This is a genomic window from Nonomuraea sp. NPDC001636, from assembly GCF_040298265.1.
GTDB lineage: Bacteria > Actinomycetota > Actinomycetes > Streptosporangiales > Streptosporangiaceae > Nonomuraea.
In genome coordinates this window covers 207,226-231,937 of record NZ_JBEOZT010000010.1, presented here as the reverse complement: position 1 = coordinate 231,937, position 24,712 = coordinate 207,226, and the positions used below count along the sequence as shown (strand labels likewise).

Genomic DNA, 24,712 nt, shown 5'->3' with positions numbered 1-24,712 from the left:
GGGTTTCGCGCTTTTTCACGGAAAGACGTGATATTTCCGTGCTTGCGGCGTTAGTGGTGGCTCCGCGATGATCTCGGGCGTGAAACGCTTGTGGTTAATTGCGGTAATTGCCGCTGTCGGCATGACAGGGGTCGCGGAGGCGGCCGACGGTGTTCCCGGTGTCGACGTCAGCAACTGGACGGGCGACGTGGACTGGGCGAGCGTGGCCGCAGGCGGCGGCAAGTTCGCGTTCGTGCAGGCCACCGAGGGCACGAACTACCGCAACCCACGGTTCGACGCGCAGTTCGGCGGGGCCGCCACGGCCGGGCTCGTGCGTGGCGCTTATCACTTTGCGCAACCGCATGAATCCGACGGGACAGCGCAGGCCGACTATTTCCTGCAGAACGGCGGAAACTGGACCAGCGACGGTCAAACACTGCCCGGTGTGCTCGATATCGAGGACAACCCGTACAAGGACAAGAACGGCAAGAACAACTGTTACGACCTGTCCGCCGAGGACATGGTCACCTGGCTCAAGGACTTCACCAAGAAGTACCGGCAGCAGACCGGCCGGGACGCGATCATCTACACCACCACGAGCTGGTGGCAGACCTGCACGGGCAACTCCGGCGCGTTCAAGGCCAACCCGCTCTGGCTGGCCCGCTGGGGGAGCGACCCCGGCGAGCTGCCGAAGAGCTGGAAGCGGCACACGTTCTGGCAGTCGGCGGAGAAGGGCTCGCTGGCCGGCGGCCAGAACTCCTTCAACGGCTCGGAGTCCCAGCTGCGGTCGCTGGCCAACCCGCCCGCCCGGGTGTCGGTCTCCGGCCTGGTCAAGGGCAGGAAGCTGTACCGGGTCACGATCACGAACACCGGCCCGCACCCCGTCGAGGACATCGTGGTCTCCGGGCGCGCGTACGGCGGCCAGAAGGTGGTCAAGGCCCCCGGCTGCAAGTTCAGCGGCACGGCGGTGCGCTGCGTGGTCGGCAAGCTGGAGCGGGGCCAGAAGGCCGCTTTCACCTTCACCACCAAGCCGAAGCCGAAGGGCAGGGTCGGGATGGTCGTCGAGGTAGGAACGGTCACACTTGACCTCAAAAGCTGAAATATCGCGATAGGTAGGATAAAACCCGGGATCTCGGCTTAAGGGAGAAACGGGTGGCGCGGCGGCGGCTGGTCCTGGCGGTGACCACTCTGGTCGTCCTGCTGGCGGGTGCGGCGTCCATGCCGTTGTCGACGTTCGTGCCGTCCAGGATCGTGCGCATCGCGTACGAGATCGAGCGGTACGACATCACGTACTCGTGGGGCGGCGGCCACGGCGAGCGGCCCGGCCCCACGAAGGGCACCTGCCTGGGCTACAGCGGCCGGATCAAGCCCTGCCCGGCCGCGCGCACCCGCGGCCTCGACTGCTCCGGCCTGGCCCGATGGGTGTACGCCCTGGCCAACGGAAGGGACGTGCTCGGCCCCGGCAACACCGACGATCACGTACGCAGGATGCGGTCCGTCGAGCGGGGCCTGCCGGGCGACTTAGTCTTCTTCGGAAAAATCACGAAAAATAAGATCAAGACGCATCATGTGGGCATCTATCTGGGTCATGGGAAGATGATGAACGCACCTGAGACGGGGGCCTCGGTGCGTATTGACGATATCGGGCGAAGGTCTGACTTCGCGGGCTTCTACCGGTACTGAAAGCGGGCTGCTACCGGTACGGAAAAAGGGTGCCATGCTCCAGTTACACCTCCTTGGACCGCTCCACGCCACCCTCGACGGCCGCCGGCTCGACCTCGGCTCCGCCAGGCAGCGCGCCGTGCTCGCCCGCCTGGTCGCCGCCGACGGCCAGGTCGTCTCGACCGACCGGTTCATCGAGGACCTGTGGCAGGGGCAGCCGCCGCCCAAGGCCCTGGCCGCGCTCCAGGTCTACGTCTCGAACCTGCGCCGCGTCCTCGAACCCGACCGGCCGCCGCGCGCCCCCGCCGGAGTGATCGTCAGCGCCCCGCCCGGCTACCGGCTCTGCCTGCCCGACGAGGCCGTGGACGCCTGGCGGCTGCCCGGCCTCATCGACGCGGCCGGCGCGGCGCTCAAGCGGGGCGCGGGCGCCGTCGCCCACGACCTGCTCGACCAAGCGCTCGGCCTGTGGACGGGGGCCGCCTACGCCGAGTTCACCGAGGAGTGGGCCGCGCCCGAGGCGGCCAGGATGGCCGAGCTCAGGCTGGTCGCCGTCGAGTACCGCGCCGAGGCCGCGCTGCTGATGGGCCGCCACGCCGAGGCCGTGCCGGAGCTGCGCGGCCACGCCGACGCCCACCCCCTGCGCGAGAACGCCGTCCGACTGCTGGCCCTGGCCCTCTACCGGGCCGGCAGCCAGGCCGAGGCGCTGGCCGTGCTGCGCCAGGCCCGCGAGAACCTGGCCGAGGAGCTCGGCGTCGATCCAGGCCCGGCCCTGCGCGCGCTCGAACAGGACATCCTCCGCCAATCCGAGTCCCTGCACGCGCCCGAGGTCGTCGAACACGTCCAGGAACGGCCCGTGGCCGCGCAGGAGTCCTCGATCGTGGGCCGGGCCCGCGAGCTGGCCGCGCTGCGGGAGGAGGCCGTGCGGCCGTTCCGGCGCACGGTCTGGCTGGGCGGCGAGCCGGGCGCGGGCAAGAGCGCGCTGGCCGAGGCGTTCGCGGCCGAGCTGGCCGGGCGCGGGTGGCGGGTCGCGTTCGGACGCTGCCCCGAGATCGACGGTGACGCGCCGCCCGCCTGGGCGTGGAGCGAGATCGTCCGGCAGCTCGCCGCCGTACGGCCGCCCGCCGCCGCCGATGCGGCCCGCCTGGCCCCCCTCCTGAACGACGGCGTCGCCATCCAGAACCAGTTCCAGCTCGCCAGGGCCGTGGCCGGCTACCTGGCGGGCTGCGCGCCGCTGCTCGTGGTGCTCGAAGACGTCCACCGTGCCGACGGCGAGACCCTGCACCTGCTGCGGCACCTGGACCACGCCGCCCGGATCCTGGTCGTGGCCACCTACCGCCCGGCCGAGACCACCGAGGACCTGTCCGCCACCCTGGCCGCGCTCGCCACCGGCAGCAGGCACGTCGAGCTCGCCGGGCTCGACGAGGCCGCCGTCGCCACGCTGCTCGAACGCCACTCCCAGCGCTCTGGCCTCGATCCCGCCACCGTCCGCACGGTCCTGGACCGCACGCTCGGCAACCCGCTGTTCGTCTGCGAGATCGCCCGCCTGCTGGCCTCCGAGGGGCCGCAGGCCGCCGAGGCGCTGCCGCCCGGCGTGCGCGACCTCATCCGCCGCCGCATCACCCGCCTGCCCGCGACCGCCCAGACCGTGCTGCGCAACGCCGCCGTCGTCGGCAGGGACGCCGACGTGGACGTGCTGATCGCGCTGCACGACGGCGACGAGGACACCGTCTTCGACGGCCTGGAGGCCGGCGTCATGACCGGCCTGCTGGCCGAGCCGGGGCCGGGCCGCGTCAGGTTCACGCACGTCCTGGTCAGGCAGGCGCTGTACGAGGACACCGCGCGGATCCGCCGGACCAGGCTGCACGGGCGCGTGGTGTCGGTGCTGGAGCGGCTGCGGCCCAACGACGTGGCGGCCCTGGCCCACCACGCGCTGGAGGCCGCCGCGCCGGACGCCGTGCGGTACGCCAGGGCGGCGGCCGTCCAGGCGTCCGGCCTGCACGCGCACCGCGAGGCGGCGGCGCTGTGGCGCGCCGCGCTGGAGTTCGCCACCGACGACGAGACCCGGCTTGACCTGCTGTGCGGACTGGTGTCGTCGCTGGGCCACGCCGGCGACGTGCTGGGCGCGCTGGCCGCCAGGAGGCAAGCCGTCGAGCTGGCCGCCCCGCGCGGCGCGCTCGCCCGCGCGCTGACCTCCTACGAAGCCCCCGTGGTCTGGACGATCCAGGTGGACTCCCTCTACAACCGGGACTTCATGGAGGCCGTGGAACGCGAGCTGGCCGCCGGCCCCGACGACGAGACACGCTGCCGCCTGCTGGCCGCGCTCGTGTTCGAGCTGGAGGGGCACGACGACGACCGCGTGGACGCCGCCGGCGCCGAGGCCCTGGCCCTGGCCCGCCGCCTCGGCCGTCCCGACCTGCTCTGCCTGGCGCTCAACGCCCGCTACTTCGCCGTGCTCAGCCCCGAACGGCGGGACGAGCTGGAGGCCGTCGGCGCCGAGCTGCTGGAGCTGGGCCGCACCCACCGGCTCGTCGGCTACCTCACGCTGGGCCACTGCGCGCTGCTCATGGCCGCACTCGGACGCACCGACCTGGAGGCGGCCAGGCGGCACGCCGACAGCGGCGTGGCGGTGTCCACCAGCGGCCAGCTCGGCATGTCGCTGGCCATCCTGACGCTGTTCGGCGCGCTGCGGAAGCTGGTCGAGGGCGAGTTCGACGAGGCGGAGGCCGTCTACACCGGGCTCACCGAGCAGATGGCCGAGCGCGGCGGCGTCAACGCGCGGGCCATGGGCGCTCTGTGCAGGTTCGCCGTCCGGATGGCCCGCGGGAACGTCCGCGACTCCCTCGACGAGCTGGCCGCCATCCGGGAACGCGTGAACAGCGACACCGTGCACGAGATCTACGCCGGGGCGCTGGCGGCCGCGGGCGAGCTCGACGCGGCCCGGCGGGTGTGGCGGCCCGAGTCGTGGTTGCCGCGCAACTACTACTGGCTGATGTGGCAGGCGCTGCGCGGCCGGACCGCCGTCGCCCTGGAGGACCGCGAGGTGGCCGCACGCTCCTACCGCGTCCTGCTGCCGTGGGCGGACGAGCTGGCCGGGATGAGCAGCGGGTCGATCACGCTCGGGCCGGTCGCACTGGTGCTCGGAGACCTGGCCGAGCTGCTCGGGCTGCCGGCCGACGGCCACTACGCCCAGGCTCTGAAGGTCGCCGAGCGCGTCGGCTCGCCCCACTGGGCGCAGGCGGCCCGCCGCCGCCGGGAGCGCCGCTGAGCGGTCCCGGGAGGCTCACGGCGTGCCGAAGATCAGGCTCTGGCGGCGCCGGTGGCCGCGTCCCATGAGCGCGAGCAGCACCACGAGCACCGGCCCGGCCAGGCGCCGCAGCTCGGCCAGCTCCTCCGGCCGCGCGTACTGGGCGATCCTCGGCAGGTCGAACCGGGCGTCCCCGCCCTTCCTGACCTCGGTCTCGACCTTCTCCCAGTCCGCCTCCGAGACGTACTTGGCGACGACCGGGAAGATCAGCCGCTCCTCCTCCTCGATGTGCTCGTCCAGCAGGTCGGCGAGCGCGGCCAGGGACTTGGCCATCCGCCGGGCCGCCTGTCCGTCGGAGCCGAGCTGGGCCGCGGCCGTCGTGATCTCCTCCAGCAGCGGGTCGAGCGCCGCGTGGTCGTCGGTCAGGTCGCTCAGGTCCACCTCGGCGCCCGCCGAGCGCACGATGACCGGCCACAACACGTTGTCCTCGGCCTGGTGATGGTGGTGGATGCCCGCGCACAGCTTGGCGGTGAACGTCGCGATCGCCCGCAGCCGCTCCTGACCGGCCTGCTGCTCGTCGGCGGCGATGGCGTTCATCACCCCGGCCAGACGGCGGGTGTCCCCGCGCATGGCCCGGTGCGTGATGCGGAAGCCGAGCATGTTGGGTGCCATTTCGGTGCTCCTTCTGTCCGTTTGGCACCAGCCTGGGACGCGGCTCTTAGACACCTCTTGGTGCCGACTTGGCATGGCGGTAACGCCTGTGGCGCACGGAAATTGAGAGACCCGGCGGCTAGGGTGTGCCGCTATGGACAGGCGATGGGTCGGCCTCGACGGCGTCGAGGTCGTGCCGGCGATGCGGGCGGGCCGGCAGGTGCTCCGGGTGCGCAGGAACGGGTGGCTGGTCGCCGACTGTCGTTCGGTGGCGGAGGTGGCCGCGCACGTCGACCTGGCCGATCTGTGCGAGGTGATCGATCTCGCCGCGCGCCGCGGATCCGCCGGCGCGGTGGAGGCCCGTACGAGTTCGCATCATGGCTGAGTGCCGTGTATGGTTACACCTGTCCGCAGCGAGCGGACAGGCCCCTATAGCTCAGTCGGCAGAGCGTCTCCATGGTAAGGAGAAGGTCAACGGTTCGATTCCGTTTGGGGGCTCTTGTAATGAGCAGATACGACGCCCGGCCAAGGTGACTTGGAGCCGGGCGTTTTTCGTTGTGCGGCTTGGGTGGCGCTTGTCCCGGGGCTTCAGCCGGCCCCAAGAAGGCGCCAAGCACCGGCGTGTTCCATGACGGTCATGAGAAACATTTTCGCCGCCCGTGGTGTGCGCCGGGCGCTGGCTCTGATCCTGCTCTCCGTCTCGACCGTGCTGACGATCAGCGTGGCGAGCAGTCCCGCCTACGCGTGGAACCCGGCGAACGACGGCTGGCACAAATGCCTGATCGACGGCAAGTGGATGTGGTGCAAGGACCTGTAGGTCCTGTGGGCGAGCCGCTCTTCCCGTACGGGGAGGGCGGCTTTTCCCGTGTCGTACGGCTCTCTCATGCTCTGGCCTTCCGGGACGCGAAGGCGGGGAGGTCGATCACCTCGACCAGGTCGGCGAGGTCCACGTGGTGGACGATCTGGGCGATGGTGCCGTAGTAGCCGAGGAGGTAGCGGCGGCCGTTCACGGTCTGGGTGACCTTGATGCGTTGCCTCGGGCCGAGGGTGATGACCTCGACGAGGATGCCGCGGGGGCCGTGCCAGCATGTCACGCCACAACTCTACGCAAAACGGACAAAAGCATAGAATGTGGACCGTCGGGCAGTAGGCCGGTGAGGGTTGGTTGCCCACAACCGAAAGCTCCGGACGCGGGGAAGCGTCCGGAGCTTTCGCGTGCCCGGCGTTGGGGTGTTCCGCGGGTTCGCTGCCTGGCATCGGGGCGTTACGCGGGTTCGCCGCCCGGCGTCAGGCGGTCTCGTCGAGGGGCGGGTAGGCGAAGTGGCGGGTGTCGGCGAAGGTCTGCGGGCCGGTGAGCCGGTAGCCGTGGGCGGCCTCGCTGGTGGTGTGGTACGGCCCCACGTCCACGGTGTCGGCGATCGACCAGACACCCCTCACCTGCTGCTTGACGACGTAGAGGAACTCGTTGAAGTCGAGGGAGGAGGAGACGAAGGTGTTGACCACGGTCAGCGAGCGGCGTCCCGCGGTCAGCGCCAGCGGCAGGTCCACGGACTGGTCACGCCAGCGGTAGGTGTTCTCGACAGGCAGCGGGTGCCACACGCCGGCGGGGGCGCCGTTCACGGTGATGGCGGCCTGCTGCATGGAGATACCGGCGTCCAGACGGCGGATCAGGCGTACGCCGGTGTTGGCCGGGTCAACGGTCACCGTGAACCGGCTCGACCCTCCGTGGCCGAACGCGCGCCCGTCGTCCGAGACCGGGCGGCCGAGCGCGAAGGGCTGCACATGCCGCGGCGCCACCCACAACCCGACCACCACCCCAACCCCAACCGCCCCCACCACCACCAAAGCCCCAACCCCAACCCCCCGCCACCGCCCCCACCTCCCACGCGCAGGGGCCTCCATCCCGCTCGCCGGAGCCGCCGCCCCACTTGCCGGCACGCCTGAACCCCCGCCGACCGGGGAAGCAACACCGGCGGGAAGACCATCGGCCAGGGAAGCAACACCGGCGGGAAGTCCGCTGACGGCGGGAACACCACTTACGGGCAGGGCGGCCCCGAACTCGCCCGCAGGCGGCCCACCACCAGAACTCCCCTCACCGGGAAGCCGGTCGGCTGGAAGCGCGCCACCGGAGGGAGCGCCTATAGGGGAAGCGCCGAAGGCGACAACCCCGCTGGACGGACCATCGGAAACCCCGTCTCCCGCACTCTCATCGACGGGAATCCCTCTCGCCCAAAGCCCACCTCCCGGAGCCTCACCCACTGGAGACCCCTCGCCCGCCCGACTCCCGCCCAGCAGACCCTCGCCCGGGAGGCCCCGAGCCAGTAGACCTCCGCCGGGCAGTCCTCCATCGGGCAAACCCTCGCCGGGCAGCACTCCGCCGGGCAGACCTCCGCCCGGGAGATCGCCCACCGGAAGTGCGCTGCCCGGAAGTGCGCCAGTTGGGAAACCGTCGGCCGGAAGTGCGGCGACCGGGGGGCCTGCGACTGGGGAGTCCTTGACCAGGGGGCCTTCGACGGGGAGAGTGCTGCCGGCGGAAGGGGCGACGGGCGTGGCCGCTGGGGCTGCGGCCGGGGCAGATGCCGCAGGTGCCCCACTTGTGGCCATCTGAGCGCCTGTCGAGCCCTCTGCCCCTTCGTGAGGCCCAGCGAATCCCGGAAGCGTAGCTCCATGGCCGGGGTCTCCAGCAAGAGGTGCAGCCCCTTGGCCAGGGCTTCCAAGCGGCGCCGTGCCGAGCTCGGCGCGGCTGTCGACGGGCACGGCGTCCGGCTGGCTCAGCCCCGCGAGAGGCGCGGCATCCGGCTGAGCCAGCCCCCCGAGGGGACCGGTGTGCGGATGGACGGAGGCGACGTCACAGATCCCGGAATACTCGAAGGGCGGAACGCCGGGGGACAGCGCCGTCCGGGCGAGCTGGAATCCGGACGGCGGCATGCGGTTGATCCGCACACGCTCCCAGGCCCGTTCCCACTCCGGCACCCGATGCTCGGGCACCCCGCAAGCCCGCAGGAACGTCACCATCACCGCCTTCTTCGGAAACCGCCGTCCGGCCAGCATGTCCGCACAGGTCGCCCGGGGAAGCCGGGGCCCGCCCGCCCTGTCCGCCCGCGCCTGGAGCTCCCGCAACGACACGTCCGCCCGCGCGAACTGCTCGGCGAGGAGCCTCACCAGACCCTCGTGACAGCTCACCGACTCCACGCCGGGTTCCGCGCCTTCCTGGTCCTCGCCCATCGCCCCTCTCCCCGACCGGCCTTCTTCTGTCCGACAGTGTACGAACGATGACCGTACGTGTCCGGGGGGATTTCAGGGACGTCCGAGTCAGGCTCGCGCGTGGACGACTCCGGACGAGTCTGTCCGCCCTGCTGTTGGACACCGGCGCTCGGTCGCTTTCCTGGCATTCGAGCGCAGACCAGCGCCGAAACCCCGAGCAGCACAAGCAGAACGAGCAGAAGAGGAAGACGACATGAACAGGAAACTGGCACTGGCAGCCGGTGTCGCCGCCGTCCTTTCCGGGCTTGTCATCCCGTCCGCGCCCGCCTCGGCCGGCAGCCTCCAGTGCAACAGCGGCCGGGCCCCGGAGGACGGCTACGTCGGCCGCGCCGACTGCCACAACCCGACCGGCCAGACCTGGGTCTACCGCGCCGTGATCACGTGCGGCTGGAGCCCGGACGTCGTCGGCCCGTGGGTCACGCTCGGGCCTGGCGCCTCGGGCCGGTCCGAGGGCAAATGCGCGAGCTGGGGCAGCGGCGTCGGCGCTGTAGGCGTCGACGAACGCCAGGCCTGAGACCCCGCCCGGCCCCGCCCAGTCCGGGCCCCCCGGGGTCCGAGGTGCGGGGCTGACAGGGCTCAAATGCGCCCTCGGATCCGAGGCGTGGGCGGGTGGGGCGCGGCTCGTCGTTGAGGAGCCGGGGCGCGGTCGGGGTGGGCGGCACCTCGCCGGGCATCCGTGCGGCACGCGCTCCCCTTACGCGGTCGCACGGGTGTCCACCGCGCTCCCTCGTGCCCACCCGGGCACGAGCTCCCGTTGCAGGGTCGCGCGGGTGTCCACCGCACTCCCTTGCGTCCCCCCGGGGCCGTCCGCCCGGGGTCGTCCGCCCGGGGTCGTCCGCTCGGGGCCGTCCGCTCGGGGCCGTCCGCTCGGGGCCGTCCGCCCGGGGCCGTCCGCCCAGGGTCGTCCGCCTCTGTCCACTTCGCCACTGCGCCGGCATCGACTGCGCGACCCCTTCGGGTGAGCGCAGGCGTCCGTTGCGGGCCCTCTCCGCCGCTGCGTCGGCGTTCGCCGCGGACACCCCTCCGTCACCCCGCGCGGGTCCGTTCACCGTGTGGAGGCGCGCCGCCGGCGTTCGCCGGGGGCACGCCCGTTCGCCGTACGGACGGGCGTCGCCGGCGGCCGCCGGAGGGCCCTTCCGGCCACGGCGTGGACGGGCGTCGCCGGGGCGTGTTTGTTGCTGCGTGCCTGGTCCGGAGGTTCGCGTCGGTACAGGGGGGCTGCTAGTGTGGCGATGGCCTCCGTGGGTGATTCCCCAGGCGAGACCCAGGTGGCATGATCTGATTTCGGTTGTCGGAGGTTCCTGGGGCATACTGGTAGCACCCCACCCGATCAGGTGAGTTACTAATGTGCTCCCAGCTTCGGGTATCCTCTACGGGCCGGGAGTTTCCGGCCAAGGCGGAGTAGCTCAGTCAGGCAGAGCAAACGGCTCATAATCGTTGTGTCGCCGGTTCAAGTCCGGCCTCCGCTACTACCCAATCCCAGGTCGGTCGGCCTGGGTACGGGTGTGTCCATGTCCCGAACGTAGAAAGGCACTCCCAAGTGGCTGCCACCGACGTTAGGCCGAAGATCACGCTGGCCTGCCAGGAGTGCAAGCACCGCAACTACATCACGCGGAAGAACCGGCGCAACGACCCGGATCGGCTTGAGCTGAAGAAGTACTGCCCGAACTGCCGCTGCCACCGCGCGCACCGCGAAACCCGCTAGCGGTACTTCTGCCTCCATATCGCACAACCGGCGTCCCGGACGGGGCGCCGGTTTGTCGTGTTTTCACTGCTTTGAGACGCCTTTCTAGGCGCTGACCCGGGCCCCGGCAAAAAGCACGCCATGAGCGGCGACAGCCGAACCTTGTTCTGTTACCGTCTGCCTCAGCAGCGCTCGTTGAAGACATACGAGGGAGCACTGATGGCCTTGAACCGTGACTTCGTGGGCAGGACCTATCCATCCGCCGCCCCGTACGAGGTCAGCCGGGTGAAGATCAAGGAGTTCGCGGCGGCGATCGGCGACAACAACCCGGTCTACCGCGACAGGGAGGCCGCCAGGGCCGCCGGATACCCCGACGTGATCGCGCCGCCCACGTTCCCCATCGTGTTCAGCCTGCAGGCGGGCGGCGAGGCGCTGGTCGATCCCGAACTGGGCCTGAACCTGGCGATGGTGGTCCACGGCGAGCAGCGGTTCGAGTACGTCAGGCCCGTCTGCGCAGGCGACGAGCTGGTCACCACCGCGACGATCACCGACATCAGGAGCGCCGGACGCAACGAGCTGCTGACGATCAGGAGCGACGTGACGACGGTCGCCGGAGAGCCGGTCTGCACGACCTACAACACGATCGTCGAGCGCGGAGGGGCGGGCTGAGATGGCGGCCACGGTGAGGTACGACGAGGTCGAGGTCGGGCAGGAGCTCCCGGTCGTGGGCTACAACGTCCGGCGGCTGAACCTCGTCATGTACGCCGGCGCCTCCGGCGACTTCAACCAGATCCACTGGAACGAGCGCTTCGCCCGGACGGTCGGGCTGCCCGACGTGATCGCGCACGGCATGTTCACGATGGCGCAGGCGGGCCGGTTCGTCACGGACTGGGCGGGCGATCCGGGCGCCGTGCTGGACTTCGGCGTGCGGTTCTCGTCGATGGTGATCGTGCCCGACGACGACCAGGGCGCGACGATCTCGGTGAGCGGGGTCGTCGAGGAGAAGCTGGAGGACAAGCGGGTGGTCGTCGGGCTGACGGCCAAGGCGGGCGACGCGAGGGTCCTGTCGAAGGCGCGTGCGGTGGTACAGCTCTCCTGATCCCGTGATACGTCGGGCGGGTCGCGGGTAGCCCGTGTTGTTATGAGTGAAGTTGCGCGACAGGTCTGGCCCACCGTCCGTTCCATCCCCGTGTCGTCCGTGACCGATGCCAAGCCTCCTGCTCACCTGCGTCCCGCGTCCCCTGAACAGGTGGGGGGCAGCAGCGGCACCGGACGGGACACCACGGGCGGTTCGGCCACCGGCGTCGGCACGGGCCGCGCCCGGCCCAGGGGGGCGGGCGCGCACGGGAACCCCGCCGCCGCGCTGGGCTTCTCCGGCGACCCCGGCCAGCACGGCGACCCCGACGACACGATGCTGCACGCCCAGCGCGTCTGGGACGGCACCCTCGCCACGAACCGCATGGACGACCTGGGCGTCAACACCGAGCGCCAGCGCGTCGAGACCAAGGACGTGACGGTCTCCGCCGGGCTGCTCGTGGACGGCCGGCCCGGGGACGTGCTGGCGTGCGTCCAGTCGGTGATCGAGCACACGCGCGCCCGGATCCTGGCCCTCGACCTGGGGAACGTCGACGGCGCGGGAGACGTCCTGGACGAGCTGGCCGAACGGTACCCGGAGCGGATCGTGGTGTGGCACGTCGCCGAGACCTCGCGGGCGGCCGGGGGCACGGCGGGGTGGGGAGAAGGGCGTACCAAGCTGTTGCGGCTGGACGAGTCCGAGGTGCACGTGCTGATGGAGACCTCGCTCGCCCTGACGGGGGACGCCTTGACGCCGCTGGTGGCGGCCATCGTGGAAGGGGCGGTGGCGGCGGGGTGGCAGGCGGCCGAGGCCGAGGAGCCCGGCAGGGTGGGGGCGTTGCGCTGCGACCTCATGGCGGTGCGCAGGTCGGCGGCGCTGGGGGCGTTCCCCGAGGGTGTGGAGCGCGGCGAGGAGGCCGACCTGGAGTTCTCCCATGCGCTGGAGGGCAGCCTGGTGGTGCCCGAAGGCCCCCTCCCGGTCCACCGCCTCGGCTCCCCCCACCATGACCAGCCCCTCCACAGCTGACCCCGCCCCCTCCCCGGGAGCCGATCGGCAGCGTCGGCGCGGGCGCGGGCGGCGGCGCAGGGGGCCGCCGGGGCAGGTGGCGGTTCGGGTCAGGGAAAGCCGTCGGGTGCGGGGTGGTCGCGGTTGTGAGGAGGTGCAGGGGTTCGGGGCGGTGTCGTGGGGGCTGGGGGGCTCATAAGCTTGGGGGCCATGGAGATGCTCGCGTCGCACACCACCCTGGGCCTGGGCGGCCCCGCCCGCGACTTCGCCGAGGCGGTCACGGCGGAGCAGCTCGTGTCCCTCGTCGCCGAGGCCGACATGAACGGGGTGCCGATCCTGGTGCTCGGCGGCGGCAGCAACGTGGTGATCGGTGACGAAGGCTTCGACGGCCTGGTCGTCAAGGTGGCCACCGAGGGCGTGACGGTCTCCAGGGACGGCGAGCAGGTGCTGCTCACTGTCGAGGCCGGCCAGGACTGGGATCCGCTGGTCGAGCGGGCCGTGGCCGAGGGGTGGTCCGGCATCGAGTGCATGTCCGGCATCCCGGGCCTGGTGGGCTCCACGCCGATCCAGAACGTCGGCGCGTACGGCCAGGAGGTGGCGCAGACCATCAGGTGCGTGCGGGCCTACGACCGGCTCACCCGGCAGGTGGTCGACCTGGAGGCGCGCCAGTGCGGGTTCTCCTACCGCGACAGCGCGTTCAAGCGGGACCTGTCGCGGCACGTGGTGCTCGCCGTGACGTACGCACTGGATGTGTCGGACATGTCCGGCCCGGTGGCCTACCAGGAGCTGGCCGGGCGGCTCGGGGTGGAGCTCGGCGGCCGCGTGCCCCTCGGGCCGGCCCGTGAAGCCGTCCTGGGGCTGCGGAGGGGCAAGGGCATGGTCTTCGATCCGGCGGCCGACCCCGACAGCCGCAGCGCGGGCTCGTTCTTCACCAACCCGATCCTGACCGCCGAGGAGGCCGCCGAGCTGGCCGTACGCGCTCCCGGCCACCCCCGCTGGGACATGCCCGACGGCCGCGTCAAGGTGCCGGCCGCCTGGCTGATCGAGCAGGCGGGCTTCCCCAAGGGCTACGAGCGCGGCCCGGTGCGCATCTCCACCAAGCACACGCTGGCCCTCACCAATCCCTCGGGCGCCGCCTCCACGGCCGACCTGCTGGGGCTGGCCGCGGAGGTGCGCGACGGGGTGCGGGAGAAGTTCGGCGTGACGCTGGTCAACGAACCGGTGCTGGTCGGCTGCACACTGACGGCCGAGCCGGTGTCCGAGCCGGTGTCCGAGCCGGTGTCCGAGCCGGTGTCCGAGCCGGTGTCCGAGCCGGTGTCCGAGCCGGTGTCCGAGCTGGGGGAACAGCCGGCGGAATGACGGCTCCACGTGGGCTGTTATGGTGTGTTGGTAATTCCGAAGGGGAGTAGTCCCAATCGTGTGATCGACATACTGGCGCGTGATCGCGCCCGGTCACACGGGCCTTGACGGGCGGACGAGACCTTCGGCCTGGCAGTCATGACACAAAGACGCTGCCGGGCCGAAAGTCGTGCCCGAAGATCCCCCGGGTGCCTGCTTCCGGTCTGGTCGCGGGGAAGAGTACCGGTTGGAAGCGTTCTGGATCAGTCTCGCGGTCATTTTCGTGGCCGAGCTCGGTGACAAGAGCCAGCTCATGGCGATGACGTTCGCCACCCGTTTCAAGCCCTGGCCCGTGCTCGCGGGCATCACCATCGCCACCACCGTCGTGCACCTGCTGAGCGTGGCCGTGGGCGGGCTGGTCGGGAAGGCCCTGCCGACGACGGCCATCTCGATCGTGGCCGGCATCGCCTTCCTCGGGTTCGCCCTGTGGACGTTGCGGGGCGACGAGCTGACCAAGGAGGAAGAGGACAAGGCCCGCAAGACGACCAGGAACGTCCTGGTCGCGGTGACCGTGGCGTTCTTCCTGAGCGAGCTGGGCGACAAGACGATGCTCGCCACGATCACCCTGGCCACGCAGCACGGCTGGGTCGGCACGTGGATCGGCTCCACCGTGGGCATGGTCGCCGCCGACGCCCTGGCCATCCTGGTGGGCCGCCTGCTCGGCAAGCACCTCCCCGAGAAGGTCATCCGGTACGGCGCCGCCGCCGCGTTCGCGGTGTTCGGCGTCATCCTGCTGGTCGAGGCGCTGATCTAAGAGCGCGGCAGCCGTTCGTGGACGTCGGCGAGCAGGCCGAGCACGGGCTCGCGGCTCTCCCGGGCGAAGGCGGCCTCCACCGCCCTGGCCGCGGGCCCGTCGCCGAGCCAGGCGAGGACCTGGGCGTGGGCGGGGGCGTCGCGATCCCAGAAGGCGTTGGTCAGCCGCCGCCCGGACAGGCCGTCGGTGACGAAGTCGCGCAGGTGGGCGATCGCCGCCTCGCTCTCCAGCGCGGCCCAGGCGTCGAGGAAGGGCGCCAGGTCGACGCCGGTGGCGGCGACGGCGCACAACACCGCGCCGGCCGGCGGACGGGACGGACGGCGGCGCAGCGTGCCGAGCCACCACTCGTGCAGGAACGCGGTGACGGCCGCGCGTTCGCCGCCCGGCCAGCCGTGCCAGCCGGCGACGGCCAGCTTGCCGAGGACGATCTCCGGGTCGGGGTAGGAGAACGCGTCGGCCGCCGCGCATTCGAGCAGGCGCGGCAGGAAGTAGCGGAAGGCGGGGACGTCCCCCCACGTGGTGAGCGCCTTGGCCGCGTAACGGGCCAGCGAGCCCGCCTCGATCGCCGAGACCGGGCCGGACAGCAGGCACGCCTGCTCGCCCGGCTCGACGCAGTGGGGGCAGCCGGGCACGCTCGCGGGCCTCGCGACGGCTCCGAACACCTCGTAGAGCCGCCCGAGGGCGGTCGCCGTCAGTCGAGGGTGAAGTAGTCGGGGCCCGCGTAACGGCCGGTGGCGAGCTTCTGGCGCTGCATGAGCAGGTCGTTGAGCAGCGAGGACGCGCCCAGCCTGAACCAGTCGGGGGAGAGCCAGTCGTCGCCCGCCGTCTCGTTGACCAGCACCAGGTTCTTGATGGCGTCCTTGGTCGTGCGGATGCCGCCGGCCGGCTTCACGCCCACCTGGCGGCCGGTGGTGTCGCGGAAGTCGCGCACCGCCTCCAGCATGATCAGGGTCACCGGCAGCGTGGCCGCGGGGGACACCTTGCCGGTGGAGGTCTTGATGAAGTCGGCGCCCGCGATCATGGCCAGCCAGGACGCCCGGCGCACGTTGTCGTAGGTCGCCAGCTCGCCCGTCTCCAGGATCACCTTCAGGTGCGCGGCGCCGCAGGCGGCCTTGACCGCGACGATCTCGTCGTGGACCTTCATGTAGTCGCCGGACAGGAACGCGCCGCGGTCGATCACCATGTCGATCTCGTCGGCGCCCGCGGCCACGGCCAGCGCCGTGTCGCTCACCTTGACCTCCAGCGAGGAGCGCCCGCTGGGGAAGGCGGTGGCGACCGAGGCCACCTTGACGCCCGACCCGGCCACCGCCCGGACGGCCACCTCCACCATGTCGGGATAGACGCAGACCGCCGCCACCTTGGGAGCGCCGCCGCCCGGGTGCACGGCCTTGGTGCACATGGCCCGCACCTTGCCCGCCGTGTCGGCGCCTTCGAGCGTCGTCAGGTCGACCATGGAGATGGCCAGGTCGATGGCCTGGGCCTTGGCCGTGGTCTTGATGGAACGGGTGCCGAGCATGGCCGCCCGCTGGTCGGCGCCCACCCGGTCGACTCCGGGAAGGCCGTGCAGGAAGGCGCGCAGCGTCGCGTGGGACGAGGCGACGTCCGCGAGCGAGGTAGTCACAGTTGACACCTTCACAGCATCGCCGACCAGGGCCACTACCTCCAAACCGGACGGACGGGAACGCCGCCTAAGGCGGGCCGGGCCCGGTCCTAGGTATGTCCGGCCCCGCCTGCGCCCGCAGATAGGTCATCCACCCGATGTGGCGGGCCGGGCCTTAGGCCGAACATTGAAGATGTCAGGAAAAAGCAGCAAATGTTCAGGAGAACACGTTGAACCCCGAACTCGAGTACGAGCTCATGAAGTCCTACGCCAGCGAGCTTCGGCGGGCCGCCGCCGAGCACCGTCGAGTACGCGAGGCCATGAAGGGAAACAAGGCCGAGCGGCGCTCGGTCTTCGGCAAGCTTCGTTCGTCATGACCGCCCCCAGAGAGCCCGGCCGCGTCATCAGTTGTGGCGGCCGGGCCTCTGCACCCCCCTGAAACCCCCTGAAACCCCGTCGAAACTGATTGATAGGGCATGGCATGCTGAACGACATGCTGGGACGTTCGGTGAGTCCCGTCTTCGTCGGGCGGGCGGAGGAGCTCGCCGCTCTCGCAGAGAGCTTCGACGAGGCACGTAAGGGCACGGTGACGGCCGTGCTCATGGGCGGGGAGGCTGGGGTCGGCAAGAGCCGGCTCGTGCAGCGCTTCGCCGAGTCCTGCATGGCCGACGGCGCGCAGGTGCTGGTCGGCGGCTGTGTCGAGCTGTCGGCCGAGGGCCTTGCCTACGCGCCCTTCACCGCCGCGCTCAGACAGCTCGTCAGGGAGCAGGGCCCCGCCGCGGTGGCCGCGCTGCTGCCCGAAGGCGCCCAGCGAGACCTGGCCAGGCTGCTGCCGGAGTTCGGCGAGCCCAGCGGCGACGGAGAGACGGAAACGGGCCGCGCCCGGCTCTTCGAGCAGTTCCTCACCCTTCTCGAACGCCTCGCGGACAGCCGCCCCACGGTCCTCGTCATCGAGGACATCCACTGGGCCGACCGCTCCAGCCGCGACCTGATCGCGTTCCTCAGCCGTAACCTGCACGCCCCGCAGGTGCTCATCGTCATGACCTACCGCTCCGACGACCTGCACCGGCAACATCCGCTCCGCCCCGTGCTGGCCGAGCTCGGCCGGGTGAACGGCGTCCACCGCCTCGACCTGCCCCGCCTGTCGCGCGACGAGGTGGCCGCGCAGATGGCCGGCATCCTCGGCTCCGCGCCCGAATATGTGAAGGTCCAGAAAGTCTACGAACGCAGCGAGGGCATTCCGCTGTTCGTGGAGGCGCTGCTCGACGGCGGCGAGGACTGCACGTTCCCCGAGTCCATGCAGGACCTCATCCTCAGCGCCGTCGAACGGCTGCCCGAGGACACCCAGCGCGTCCTGCGCATGGCCGCGGCGGGCGGCAACCGGGTCGGCCACGCGCTGCTGGCCGCCGTCAGCGGGCTGTCGGAGATCGAGCTGGAGGCGGCCCTGCGCCCGGCCATCGCCGGGAACGTGCTGCAGATCGCCGACAACCGCGCCTACGTCTTCCGGCACGCGCTGATCCAGGAGGCCGTGCACGAGGAGCTGCTGCCGGGTGAGCACCAGCGCCTGCACTCCCGGTACGCCGAGGAGATCTCCAAGGACCGCTCGCTCGTCCCGCCCGGCCGCGCCCCCGTCGAGCTGGCCCACCATTGGTACGGCGCCCGCAACGACCTCTGGGCCCTGGTGTCGGCCTGGGAGGCCGCGCAGAAGTCGTTCAAGGCGTACGCCTACACCGAGGCCGTGCCGTTGCTGGAACGCGTGCTCATGCTCTGGGACCGGGTCCCCGACGCCGCCCGGCGCATCGGCGTCGACCACACCGCCGTGCTCGAACGCGCCTCCGAGGCCGCGAACGCCGGCGGCGAGGTGGACAAGGGCGTGAAGTTCGTCAAGGCCGCCCTCGCCGAGCTGGACGAGACCAAGGAGCCGGGCCGGGTGGCCCAGCTCATCGTGCGGCAGGCGTCGTTCAAGGCGTCGAAGGGCCAGATGGGCGTCATCGAGCTGCTCCGGCACGCCCTGCGGCTGGCGCCCGAGCCGGGCCCGGTGCGCGCGGAGGTCGTCATGCCGCTGAGCAGGCAGCTCATGCTCCGCGGCCAGATCACCGAGGGCGAGGAGCTGATCCACGAGGGCCTCGACCTGGTCAGGCGGTCCGGCGACAAGTGCCTCGAAGGCGACCTGCTGATGAACCTGGCGCTCGGCCACTCGCTCAGAGGCGAGCTGGAGCGGGTCATCGCCGTCAACGAGCAGGCGATGGCAGTCGGCAAGACCGAGAGCTCGGGCCGCATCATCGTCAGGGCGATCGGCAACAACATCGACTCCCTCATCGACATGGGCCGCGCCGAGGAGGCCCTGCGCCTGTCGCAGGAGGGCTGGGAGTACGCCAAGAAGTACGGCAGGCTGCGCGGCAGCGGGCTGTTCATCCTCAACAACTGGGCCGAGGCGCTGGAGTCGCTCGGCCGCTGGGACGAGGCGCTCGACCTCGTGGACAGCGCGCTCAACTACGGGCCCGTCCTGCGCACCCAGTACGCGCTGCTGCGCGTCCGGGCCGACATCGGGCTGGCCAGGGGCGACCTGCAGCGCGTCGAGGGCATCCTGTCGGAGATCGGCGTGCTGAAGGACCGTCCCGAGGACTTCGTCCAGGACGTGATCAGCAACGCGCGGCTGCACATCGGCTGGCACCTGCTCAAGGGTGAGCCGTGGGCGGCGCTGGCCGTGGCCGAGCGGGCGCTGTCGCATCCGCGGCTGCCGAGCAAGGCCATGCTGGGCTGGCGGCTGCTCTCCCTGCTGCGCACGGTCTGCGACGCGGCGGAGGACCTCGAACCCGGCCGGACCGCCGCGGTACGGGCGCACGCCGCAGAAGTGGCGGCCGAGCTGACGATCAGCGGGCCGGTGGCGGAGGCGTACCGGCTGTCCTACAGCGGCGACTTCGACGCCTCGGCGGCGGCGTGGGAGCGGCTGATGCGTCCGCACAACCAGGCCAAGGCGCTGCTGCGGGCGGCCGGCGTCGCGGCCAGGAGCGGTGACAGGGAGGGCGCGGCGTCCAGGCTCCGGCAGGCGCGTCCGCTCGCCGCGGCGCTGCGCGCGACCCCGCTCGCCGAGGAGATCGAGGCGCTGTCGCGGCGCGTGGGCGGTGGCCCGCAGGCCCAGGAGACGCCGTCGGAGCTGCTGACGCCGCGTGAGCTGGAGGTGCTGCGCCTGGTGACCCAGGGACGCACCAACCGCGACATCGCCGCCGAACTGTTCATCTCGGCGAAAACCGTCAGTGTGCACGTCTCGAACATCCTGGCCAAGCTGGGTGTCACCACGCGCGGAGAGGCCGCCGCGGCGGCGCACCGCCTGTCACTCCTGTCCTAGGAGCTCCGGGCCCCTCTGAGCACTCGGACCGACCGTCTACGCTGGCAAGGTGATGTCCCTATACCTCACCCTGGCGTGACGGCGATGTTCGACTACGCACCCGCGCCAGAGTCGCGCGACATTGTCGATCTCAAGCCGTCGTACGGGTTGTTCATCAACGGTGAGTTCGTGGACGGCTCCGGCTCCCCCTTCAAGACGGTCAACCCGGCGACGGAGGAGAAGCTGGCGGAAGTCGCCTCGGCCTCCTCCGACGACGTCGACCGGGCCGTGCAGGCGGCGCGCAAGGCGTTCGGCGTGTGGAGCGCCCTGCCGGGCGCCGAGCGGGCCAAGTACCTGTTCCGCATCGCGCGCCTGATCCAGGAGCGGGCCCGCGAGCTGGCCGTCCTGGAGTCCCTCGACAACGGCAAGCCCATCCGCGAGTCGCGCGACGTCGACCTGCCGCTGGTCGCGGCCCACTTCTTCTACTACGCGGGCTGGGCCGACAAGCTGGCCTACGCCGGGTTCGGGAGCAAGCCGCTCGGGGTGGCCGGGCAGGTCATCCCGTGGAACTTCCCGCTGCTCATGCTGGCCTGGAAGATCGCGCCCGCGCTGGCCTGCGGCAACACGGTGGTGCTCAAGCCCGCCGAGACGACCCCGCTGACCGCGCTGCTGTTCGCGGAGATCTGTCAGCAGGCCGAGCTGCCGCCCGGCGTGGTCAACATCGTGACCGGCGCGGGCGACACCGGCGCCGCCCTGGTGGCCCACCCCGACGTCAACAAGGTGGCCTTCACCGGCTCGACCGAGGTTGGCCGGATCATCGCCCGCACGGTCGCGGGCACCGACAAGAAGCTCACGCTGGAGCTCGGCGGCAAGGCCGCGAACATCGTGTTCGAGGACGCCGCCGTCGACCAGGCGGTCGAGGGCATCGTCAACGGCATCTTCTTCAACCAGGGCCACGTCTGCTGCGCCGGCTCGCGGCTGCTGGTGCAGGAGTCGGTGCACGACGAGCTGCTGGAGTCGCTGAAGCGGCGGCTCGGCACGCTGCGGCTCGGCGACCCGCTGGACAAGAACACCGACATCGGCGCGATCAACTCGGCCGAGCAGCTGGCCAAGATCCGCGAGCTGTCCGAGGCCGGGGCCGACGAGGGCGCCGAGCGCTGGTCGCCCGCGTGCGAGCTGCCCGAGCGCGGCTACTGGTTCCCGCCCACCCTGTTCACCGGGGTCGCCCAGTCCCACCGGATCGCCCGGGAGGAGATCTTCGGGCCGGTGCTGTCCGTGCTGACCTTCCGCACCCCGGCCGAGGCCGTGGAGAAGGCCAACAACACCCCGTACGGGCTGTCGGCCGGGGTCTGGACCGAGAAGGGCTCGCGCATCCTGTGGATGGCCGACCGGCTGCGGGCCGGGGTCGTCTGGGCCAACACGTTCAACAAGTTCGACCCCACCTCGCCGTTCGGCGGCTACAAGGAGTCGGGGTACGGCCGTGAGGGCGGGCTCGCCGGGCTGGAGGCCTACCTTGACGTGTGATCATCGCCGTGCCGGGCGGTCCGGGCGGCGTGCCCAGGCCACCCGCGGGCACGCCTTCGCCCGCGCCGGCCGGCCCGTACGCGTCGGCTGGTACGCCCACCGCTGCGGCGTCAGCAGGTGCGGCCAGGTGTTCGCCCCGGTCCAGACGTCGCAGGAGTCCACGTGGAGAGGTCGGGGCGATGAGTAGGTTGTCCGTCAGAAAGACCTACAAGCTGTACATCGGCGGGGCCTTCCCGCGCTCGGAGAGTGGGAGGTCCTATCCCGTGACCTCGCCCAAGGGCGACTTCCTCGCCAACGCCTCGCGCGCCTCGCGCAAGGACGCGCGCGACGCCGTGGTGGCCGCGCGCAAGGCGTTCCCCGGCTGGTCCGGCGCGACCCCCTACAACCGGGGGCAGATCCTCTACCGTGTCGCCGAGATGCTGGAGGGGCGGCGCGGGCAGTTCGCCGAGGAGCTGGGCCTGGGCAAGAAGGCCGCCCTTGAGTCGGTGGACGCGGCGGTCGACCGGCTGGTCTGGTACGCGGGCTGGTCCGACAAGATCACGGCGGTGCGGGGGTCGGCGAACCCGGTGGCGGGGCCGTACCTCAACCTGTCCTCGCCGGAGCCGACCGGGGTCGTGGCCGTGGTCGCGCCCGCCGATCCGCTGCTCGGGCTGGTGTCCGTGGTCGCTCCGGTGATCGTCACCGGCAACACGTGCGTCGTGGTCGCCTCCGAGCCCTCGCCGCTCGCCTCGATCACGCTGGCCGAGGTGCTGGCCACGTCCGACCTGCCGGGCGGGGTGGTCAACATCCTGACGGGTCAGCAGGCCGAGCTGGCGCCCTGGCTGGCTGCGCACATGGACGTCAACGCGCTCGACCTCACCGGGGTCGAGGACGCCGACCTGGCGCTGCGCTGCGAGCAGGAGGCGGCCGAGAACCTCAAGCGCGTGCTGCGTCCCGTGCGCGAGGACTGGACGGCCGATCCGGGGCTCGGGCGGATGACGCGGTTCCTGGAGACCAAGACCGTCTGGCACCCAGCGGGCGTCTAAGAGAGACAGGCGGCTAGGAGAAGCCGGGCGGGCGCAGCGGCGGGTGGGCCGCCTGGAGCTGGGCGGCCAGGGCCAGCAGGTGCGGCTCGCCGCCCGGCGGCGCCACCAGCTGCACGCCGATCGGCAGCGCGCTGGAGTGCGTGGCGACCGGCACGGCCATCGCGGGCCAGCCGCACAGGTTCCACGCGCCCGTGGTGGGCGCGTACCTGACGTTGGCCAGCAGGTTGGGCAGGAGGCCGCGCCCGCCCCAGCGGTCGGCGCGCGGCGGCAGGGCGGCGAGCGCCGGCGTGATCATCACGTCGGCGTCGCCGAACCAGGTGTCGGCGCCGTAGCCGCTCCAGCGCTCGCGGCCGCGCCGGCCGTCCAGGCCGATCCTGGTGAGCACGCGGCCGGCGCGGGCCAGCGCGCGGGTACGGCGTTCCAGGCCGTGCGGATCGAGACCGTCCGCGGCGGCGGCGGCCCGGCCGAGCCAGGTGGCCACCGCGGCGGGGCCGAGCCAGGCGGGCAGGCGGTGCGGGTGCTCGACCACGGTGTGCCCGGCGTGCCGCAACGTCTCGGCCGCCGCGCGCACCGCCGCCTGGAACTCCCGGTCGACGGGCAGGCCCGGCGGCAGCGGCTGAGGGGCGTAGGCCACCCGCAGGTCGAACGGCTCCGGGCTGTCCTGCGGCGGTTGCGGCTCCCACACCTCGTCGTCGTCGGCCCAGACCGAGCGCAGCATGCGCGGCTTCGGCTCGACCCGGCGGCCGGTACGCCACGCCTCCGCCAGCGCCGGGTCGGCGGCCAGCACGGACAGCGCGAGCGACAGGTCGGCCGCGGTCGTGGCGAGGGGGCCGTTCTCGGTGAGCCCGTCCCAGTCGTCGGCGGGCGGCGGGACCAGGCCGGTTCCCGGTTTGACGGCCAGCACGCCGCAGCAGGCGCCCGGGATGCGCAGCGACCCCATGCCGTCGTTGCCGAGCGCGATGGGGACCATCCCGGCCGCCACCGCCGCCGCGCTGCCCGAGGACGAGCCGCCGGCGGTGCGGGCGAGGTTCCAGGGGTTGCGCACGACGCCGTACGGGCTGTCGCCGAAGCCGACCAGCCCCAGCTCCGGCAGGTTGGTCAGCCCGACGATCACCGCGCCCGCCGCGCGCAGACGGGCCACGGCCGGATGATCCTCCCGGGCGGGCGCGCCGGACGTGGCCGCCGAGCCGGCGCGGGTGGGCTCGCCGGCCACCTCCAGGTTGTCCTTGACCGCCACCGGGACCCCGGCGAGCGGCAGGTCGGCCAGGTCGCGGCGGTCGCCCACGGCCCGCGCCTCGTCCATCGCCTGCTTCCTGACCAGCCGGAAGGCGCCCACCCGGGAATCCCGCTCGGAGATGCGGTGAAGGTGCTGCTCCACGACGGTCGTGGCCGTGACGTCGCCGCGCCGGACGGCCGCCGCGATCTCGATGGCGGTCCTGCCTGCCCACAACATGTCTAGAGTGTGCAGGTTTTCACTCTTCCTTGCGAGAGCCCCTGCCGGGCTCCCGCCCGGCCTCCTTCAGCGCCAGCCGCAGCGCGAACTCGATCTGCGCGTTGATGCTGCGCAGGTCGTCGGCCGCCCACTTGGCGATGGCGTCGTAGACGGCCGGGTCGAGGCGGAGCAGGAGCTTCTTCCGCTCAGGCATACAGACTGCCGGCGTTCACCACCGGCTGGGTCGCCCGGTCGCCGCACAGGACGACCAGGAGGTTGGAGACCATCTGGGCCTTGCGCTCCTCGTCGAGCTCCACGACCCCCTCGGCGGCCAGCCGGTCGAGCGCGAGCTGGACCATGCCGACCGCGCCCTCGACGATCCTGGTGCGGGCGGCCACCACCTGGCTGGCCTGCTGGCGCACCAGCATGGCCTGGGCGATCTCCGGCGCGTAGGCCAGGTGGGTGATCCGGGCCTCCAGGATCTCGATGCCGGCCAGCTCGGTGCGCTCGCGCAGCTCGGCGGTCAGCTCGCCGGCGACCTCGGCGCCGTCGCGCAGGCTGGTGCGCTCGGGCTCGTGCGAGTCGTACGGGTGGGTGGTCGCGAGGTGGCGCACGGCGGCCTCGGACTGGATCGCGATGTACTGCTCGTAGTCGTCGACGGAGAAGGCGGCCTTGGCCGTGTCGGTGACCTTGTAGACCACCACCGCGGCGATCTCGACCGGGTTGCCGTCGGCGTCGTTGACCTTGAGCTTGGCGGTCTCGAAGTTGCGCACCCGGAGGCTGATGCGGCGCTTGGTGGTGAACGGCGCCACCCACTGAAGGCCCGCCACGTTGACCGTGCCGACGTAGCGGCCGAGGAACTGCACGACCTTGGCCTCGTTGGGGTTGACCACGGTGAAGCCGGAGGCCACGAGCGCGAAGAGCACGATCCAGGCTATGCCGAGCGTCTTGATCGAGACCAGCGCCGCGCCGCCCAGCAGGAGGAGGACAAGCAGGACGAGGAATCCGTTGACCCGGAAAGCACGACGTTCCATCGCGACTCCTTGCTATCGAAGTGATATCACCATGATAGCCATATAAACTCCAT

Annotated in this window: 24 protein-coding genes and 2 tRNA genes; 18 read left to right on the top strand and 8 right to left on the bottom strand. The window is 71.6% G+C overall.

The genetic code is table 11. The features are described from left to right. Positions 1-121 precede the first annotated feature (121 nt). The 3 genes from ABT158_RS21315 to ABT158_RS21305 are packed head-to-tail and all read left to right on the top strand — an operon-like array spanning position 122 to position 4,906. Positions 122-1,078 carry a lysozyme gene (locus tag ABT158_RS21315; RefSeq protein ID WP_352355769.1) on the top strand — a complete coding sequence of 319 codons (957 nt, stop codon included), beginning with the start codon at positions 122-124 and terminating at the stop codon, positions 1,076-1,078. A gap of 53 nt (positions 1,079-1,131) precedes the next feature. After that, positions 1,132-1,662, top strand: coding sequence for a C40 family peptidase (locus tag ABT158_RS21310; RefSeq protein ID WP_352355767.1), 531 nt, complete (start codon positions 1,132-1,134; stop codon positions 1,660-1,662). A 34-nt stretch (positions 1,663-1,696) separates the two neighbouring features. Next, a complete protein-coding gene (locus tag ABT158_RS21305; protein WP_352355765.1) occupies positions 1,697-4,906 on the top strand; it encodes an ATP-binding protein in 3,210 nt (1,069 codons plus the stop codon). Positions 4,907-4,921: 15 nt separating this feature from the next. On the opposite strand, the gene ABT158_RS21300 is transcribed toward ABT158_RS21305, so the two are convergent. Continuing rightward, a complete protein-coding gene (locus ABT158_RS21300) occupies positions 4,922-5,557 on the bottom strand; it encodes a hemerythrin domain-containing protein (RefSeq protein WP_352355763.1) in 636 nt (211 codons plus the stop codon). A gap of 133 nt (positions 5,558-5,690) precedes the next feature. On the opposite strand from ABT158_RS21300, the gene ABT158_RS21295 reads away from it, so the two are divergent. The 3 genes from ABT158_RS21295 to ABT158_RS21285 all read left to right on the top strand — a co-directional run bounded on the left by ABT158_RS21295 (position 5,691) and on the right by ABT158_RS21285 (position 6,353). After that, entirely contained in the window at positions 5,691-5,921 is a 231-nt protein-coding gene (locus ABT158_RS21295) for a transposase (RefSeq protein ID WP_352355761.1), read from the top strand. 40 nt (positions 5,922-5,961) lie between these two features. Continuing rightward, positions 5,962-6,034, top strand: a tRNA-Thr gene (locus ABT158_RS21290). A 139-nt stretch (positions 6,035-6,173) separates the two neighbouring features. Next, the gene (locus ABT158_RS21285; protein WP_352355759.1) at positions 6,174-6,353 is read left to right on the top strand and encodes a hypothetical protein; all 180 of its coding nucleotides are present in this window, start codon (positions 6,174-6,176) and stop codon (positions 6,351-6,353) included. A gap of 64 nt (positions 6,354-6,417) precedes the next feature. On the opposite strand, the gene ABT158_RS21280 is transcribed toward ABT158_RS21285, so the two are convergent. Both ABT158_RS21280 and ABT158_RS21275 read right to left on the bottom strand, forming a co-directional pair. Beyond that, the gene (locus ABT158_RS21280) at positions 6,418-6,630 is read right to left on the bottom strand and encodes a hypothetical protein (protein ID WP_352355757.1); all 213 of its coding nucleotides are present in this window, start codon (positions 6,628-6,630) and stop codon (positions 6,418-6,420) included. A gap of 193 nt (positions 6,631-6,823) precedes the next feature. After that, positions 6,824-7,351, bottom strand: a complete 528-nt coding sequence (locus ABT158_RS21275) for a hypothetical protein (RefSeq protein WP_352355755.1) — start codon at positions 7,349-7,351, stop codon at positions 6,824-6,826. A gap of 1,642 nt (positions 7,352-8,993) precedes the next feature. On the opposite strand from ABT158_RS21275, the gene ABT158_RS21270 reads away from it, so the two are divergent. The 8 genes from ABT158_RS21270 to ABT158_RS21235 all read left to right on the top strand — a co-directional run bounded on the left by ABT158_RS21270 (position 8,994) and on the right by ABT158_RS21235 (position 14,716). Beyond that, positions 8,994-9,314, top strand: coding sequence for a hypothetical protein (locus ABT158_RS21270; protein ID WP_352355753.1), 321 nt, complete (start codon positions 8,994-8,996; stop codon positions 9,312-9,314). An 881-nt stretch (positions 9,315-10,195) separates the two neighbouring features. Next, positions 10,196-10,269, top strand: a tRNA-Met gene (locus ABT158_RS21265). Between the two features lie 71 nt (positions 10,270-10,340). Further along, positions 10,341-10,505, top strand: a complete 165-nt coding sequence (gene rpmG / locus ABT158_RS21260) for a 50S ribosomal protein L33 (protein WP_019632658.1) — start codon at positions 10,341-10,343, stop codon at positions 10,503-10,505. Between the two features lie 198 nt (positions 10,506-10,703). Further along, complete coding sequence (locus ABT158_RS21255) at positions 10,704-11,153, top strand: MaoC family dehydratase N-terminal domain-containing protein (protein ID WP_352320994.1); 450 nt, start codon at positions 10,704-10,706, stop codon at positions 11,151-11,153. A 1-nt stretch (position 11,154) separates the two neighbouring features. Beyond that, on the top strand, positions 11,155-11,583 hold the full coding sequence (locus ABT158_RS21250) for a MaoC family dehydratase (RefSeq protein WP_352355751.1): 429 nt from the start codon (positions 11,155-11,157) through the stop codon (positions 11,581-11,583). A gap of 150 nt (positions 11,584-11,733) precedes the next feature. After that, positions 11,734-12,585, top strand: coding sequence for a hypothetical protein (locus ABT158_RS21245; RefSeq protein WP_352355749.1), 852 nt, complete (start codon positions 11,734-11,736; stop codon positions 12,583-12,585). Positions 12,586-12,774: 189 nt separating this feature from the next. Further along, positions 12,775-13,923 (top strand): UDP-N-acetylmuramate dehydrogenase, encoded by a 1,149-nt coding sequence (locus tag ABT158_RS21240; protein ID WP_352355747.1) that lies wholly within the window; start codon positions 12,775-12,777, stop codon positions 13,921-13,923. A 226-nt stretch (positions 13,924-14,149) separates the two neighbouring features. After that, the gene (locus ABT158_RS21235) at positions 14,150-14,716 is read left to right on the top strand and encodes a TMEM165/GDT1 family protein (RefSeq protein ID WP_352355745.1); all 567 of its coding nucleotides are present in this window, start codon (positions 14,150-14,152) and stop codon (positions 14,714-14,716) included. On the opposite strand, the gene ABT158_RS21230 is transcribed toward ABT158_RS21235, so the two are convergent. Together ABT158_RS21230 and deoC are read right to left on the bottom strand one after the other, a co-directional pair. Continuing rightward, positions 14,713-15,378 carry a hypothetical protein gene (locus ABT158_RS21230; RefSeq protein WP_352355743.1) on the bottom strand — a complete coding sequence of 222 codons (666 nt, stop codon included), beginning with the start codon at positions 15,376-15,378 and terminating at the stop codon, positions 14,713-14,715. The genes ABT158_RS21235 and ABT158_RS21230 overlap by 4 nt on opposite strands. A gap of 29 nt (positions 15,379-15,407) precedes the next feature. Next, positions 15,408-16,337, bottom strand: a complete 930-nt coding sequence (gene deoC, locus ABT158_RS21225; protein WP_352355741.1) for a deoxyribose-phosphate aldolase — start codon at positions 16,335-16,337, stop codon at positions 15,408-15,410. 209 nt (positions 16,338-16,546) lie between these two features. Here deoC and ABT158_RS21220 point away from each other — a divergent pair, with 209 nt between their 5' ends. From ABT158_RS21220 to ABT158_RS21205, 4 genes are all read left to right on the top strand, one after another. Further along, on the top strand, positions 16,547-16,693 hold the full coding sequence (locus ABT158_RS21220) for a hypothetical protein (RefSeq protein WP_352355739.1): 147 nt from the start codon (positions 16,547-16,549) through the stop codon (positions 16,691-16,693). Between the two features lie 116 nt (positions 16,694-16,809). Further along, positions 16,810-19,665 (top strand): helix-turn-helix transcriptional regulator, encoded by a 2,856-nt coding sequence (locus ABT158_RS21215; protein ID WP_352355737.1) that lies wholly within the window; start codon positions 16,810-16,812, stop codon positions 19,663-19,665. Positions 19,666-19,749: 84 nt separating this feature from the next. Further along, the gene (locus ABT158_RS21210) at positions 19,750-21,168 is read left to right on the top strand and encodes an aldehyde dehydrogenase family protein (protein ID WP_352355735.1); all 1,419 of its coding nucleotides are present in this window, start codon (positions 19,750-19,752) and stop codon (positions 21,166-21,168) included. A gap of 179 nt (positions 21,169-21,347) precedes the next feature. Continuing rightward, positions 21,348-22,193 (top strand): aldehyde dehydrogenase family protein, encoded by an 846-nt coding sequence (locus ABT158_RS21205; RefSeq protein ID WP_352355733.1) that lies wholly within the window; start codon positions 21,348-21,350, stop codon positions 22,191-22,193. A gap of 13 nt (positions 22,194-22,206) precedes the next feature. Here ABT158_RS21205 and ABT158_RS21200 read toward each other — a convergent pair whose 3' ends face one another. From ABT158_RS21200 to ABT158_RS21190, 3 genes are read right to left on the bottom strand one after another with little or no spacing between them, the layout of a single operon-like run. Next, a complete protein-coding gene (locus ABT158_RS21200; RefSeq protein ID WP_352355731.1) occupies positions 22,207-23,646 on the bottom strand; it encodes an amidase in 1,440 nt (479 codons plus the stop codon). A 19-nt stretch (positions 23,647-23,665) separates the two neighbouring features. Then, complete coding sequence (locus ABT158_RS21195) at positions 23,666-23,839, bottom strand: type II toxin-antitoxin system antitoxin (RefSeq protein ID WP_352321015.1); 174 nt, start codon at positions 23,837-23,839, stop codon at positions 23,666-23,668. Beyond that, positions 23,832-24,659, bottom strand: a complete 828-nt coding sequence (locus ABT158_RS21190; RefSeq protein ID WP_352355729.1) for an SPFH domain-containing protein — start codon at positions 24,657-24,659, stop codon at positions 23,832-23,834. The genes ABT158_RS21195 and ABT158_RS21190 overlap by 8 nt, the downstream gene beginning before the upstream one ends. Between the last annotated feature and the right edge of the window lie 53 nt (positions 24,660-24,712).

Coding starts and splice junctions, on each gene's coding strand:
- ABT158_RS21270 (WP_352355753.1), top strand. CDS start 8,994: ATGAACAGGAAACTGGCACTGGCAGCCGGTGTCGCCGCCGTCCTTTCC.
- ABT158_RS21215 (WP_352355737.1), top strand. CDS start 16,810: ATGCTGGGACGTTCGGTGAGTCCCGTCTTCGTCGGGCGGGCGGAGGAG.
- ABT158_RS21210 (WP_352355735.1), top strand. CDS start 19,750: ATGTTCGACTACGCACCCGCGCCAGAGTCGCGCGACATTGTCGATCTC.
- ABT158_RS21285 (WP_352355759.1), top strand. CDS start 6,174: ATGAGAAACATTTTCGCCGCCCGTGGTGTGCGCCGGGCGCTGGCTCTG.
- ABT158_RS21250 (WP_352355751.1), top strand. CDS start 11,155: ATGGCGGCCACGGTGAGGTACGACGAGGTCGAGGTCGGGCAGGAGCTC.
- ABT158_RS21305 (WP_352355765.1), top strand. CDS start 1,697: ATGCTCCAGTTACACCTCCTTGGACCGCTCCACGCCACCCTCGACGGC.
- ABT158_RS21295 (WP_352355761.1), top strand. CDS start 5,691: ATGGACAGGCGATGGGTCGGCCTCGACGGCGTCGAGGTCGTGCCGGCG.
- ABT158_RS21190 (WP_352355729.1), bottom strand. CDS start 24,659: ATGGAACGTCGTGCTTTCCGGGTCAACGGATTCCTCGTCCTGCTTGTC.
- ABT158_RS21195 (WP_352321015.1), bottom strand. CDS start 23,839: ATGCCTGAGCGGAAGAAGCTCCTGCTCCGCCTCGACCCGGCCGTCTAC.
- ABT158_RS21200 (WP_352355731.1), bottom strand. CDS start 23,646: ATGTTGTGGGCAGGCAGGACCGCCATCGAGATCGCGGCGGCCGTCCGG.
- ABT158_RS21255 (WP_352320994.1), top strand. CDS start 10,704: ATGGCCTTGAACCGTGACTTCGTGGGCAGGACCTATCCATCCGCCGCC.
- ABT158_RS21300 (WP_352355763.1), bottom strand. CDS start 5,557: ATGGCACCCAACATGCTCGGCTTCCGCATCACGCACCGGGCCATGCGC.
- ABT158_RS21315 (WP_352355769.1), top strand. CDS start 122: ATGACAGGGGTCGCGGAGGCGGCCGACGGTGTTCCCGGTGTCGACGTC.
- ABT158_RS21205 (WP_352355733.1), top strand. CDS start 21,348: ATGAGTAGGTTGTCCGTCAGAAAGACCTACAAGCTGTACATCGGCGGG.
- ABT158_RS21240 (WP_352355747.1), top strand. CDS start 12,775: ATGGAGATGCTCGCGTCGCACACCACCCTGGGCCTGGGCGGCCCCGCC.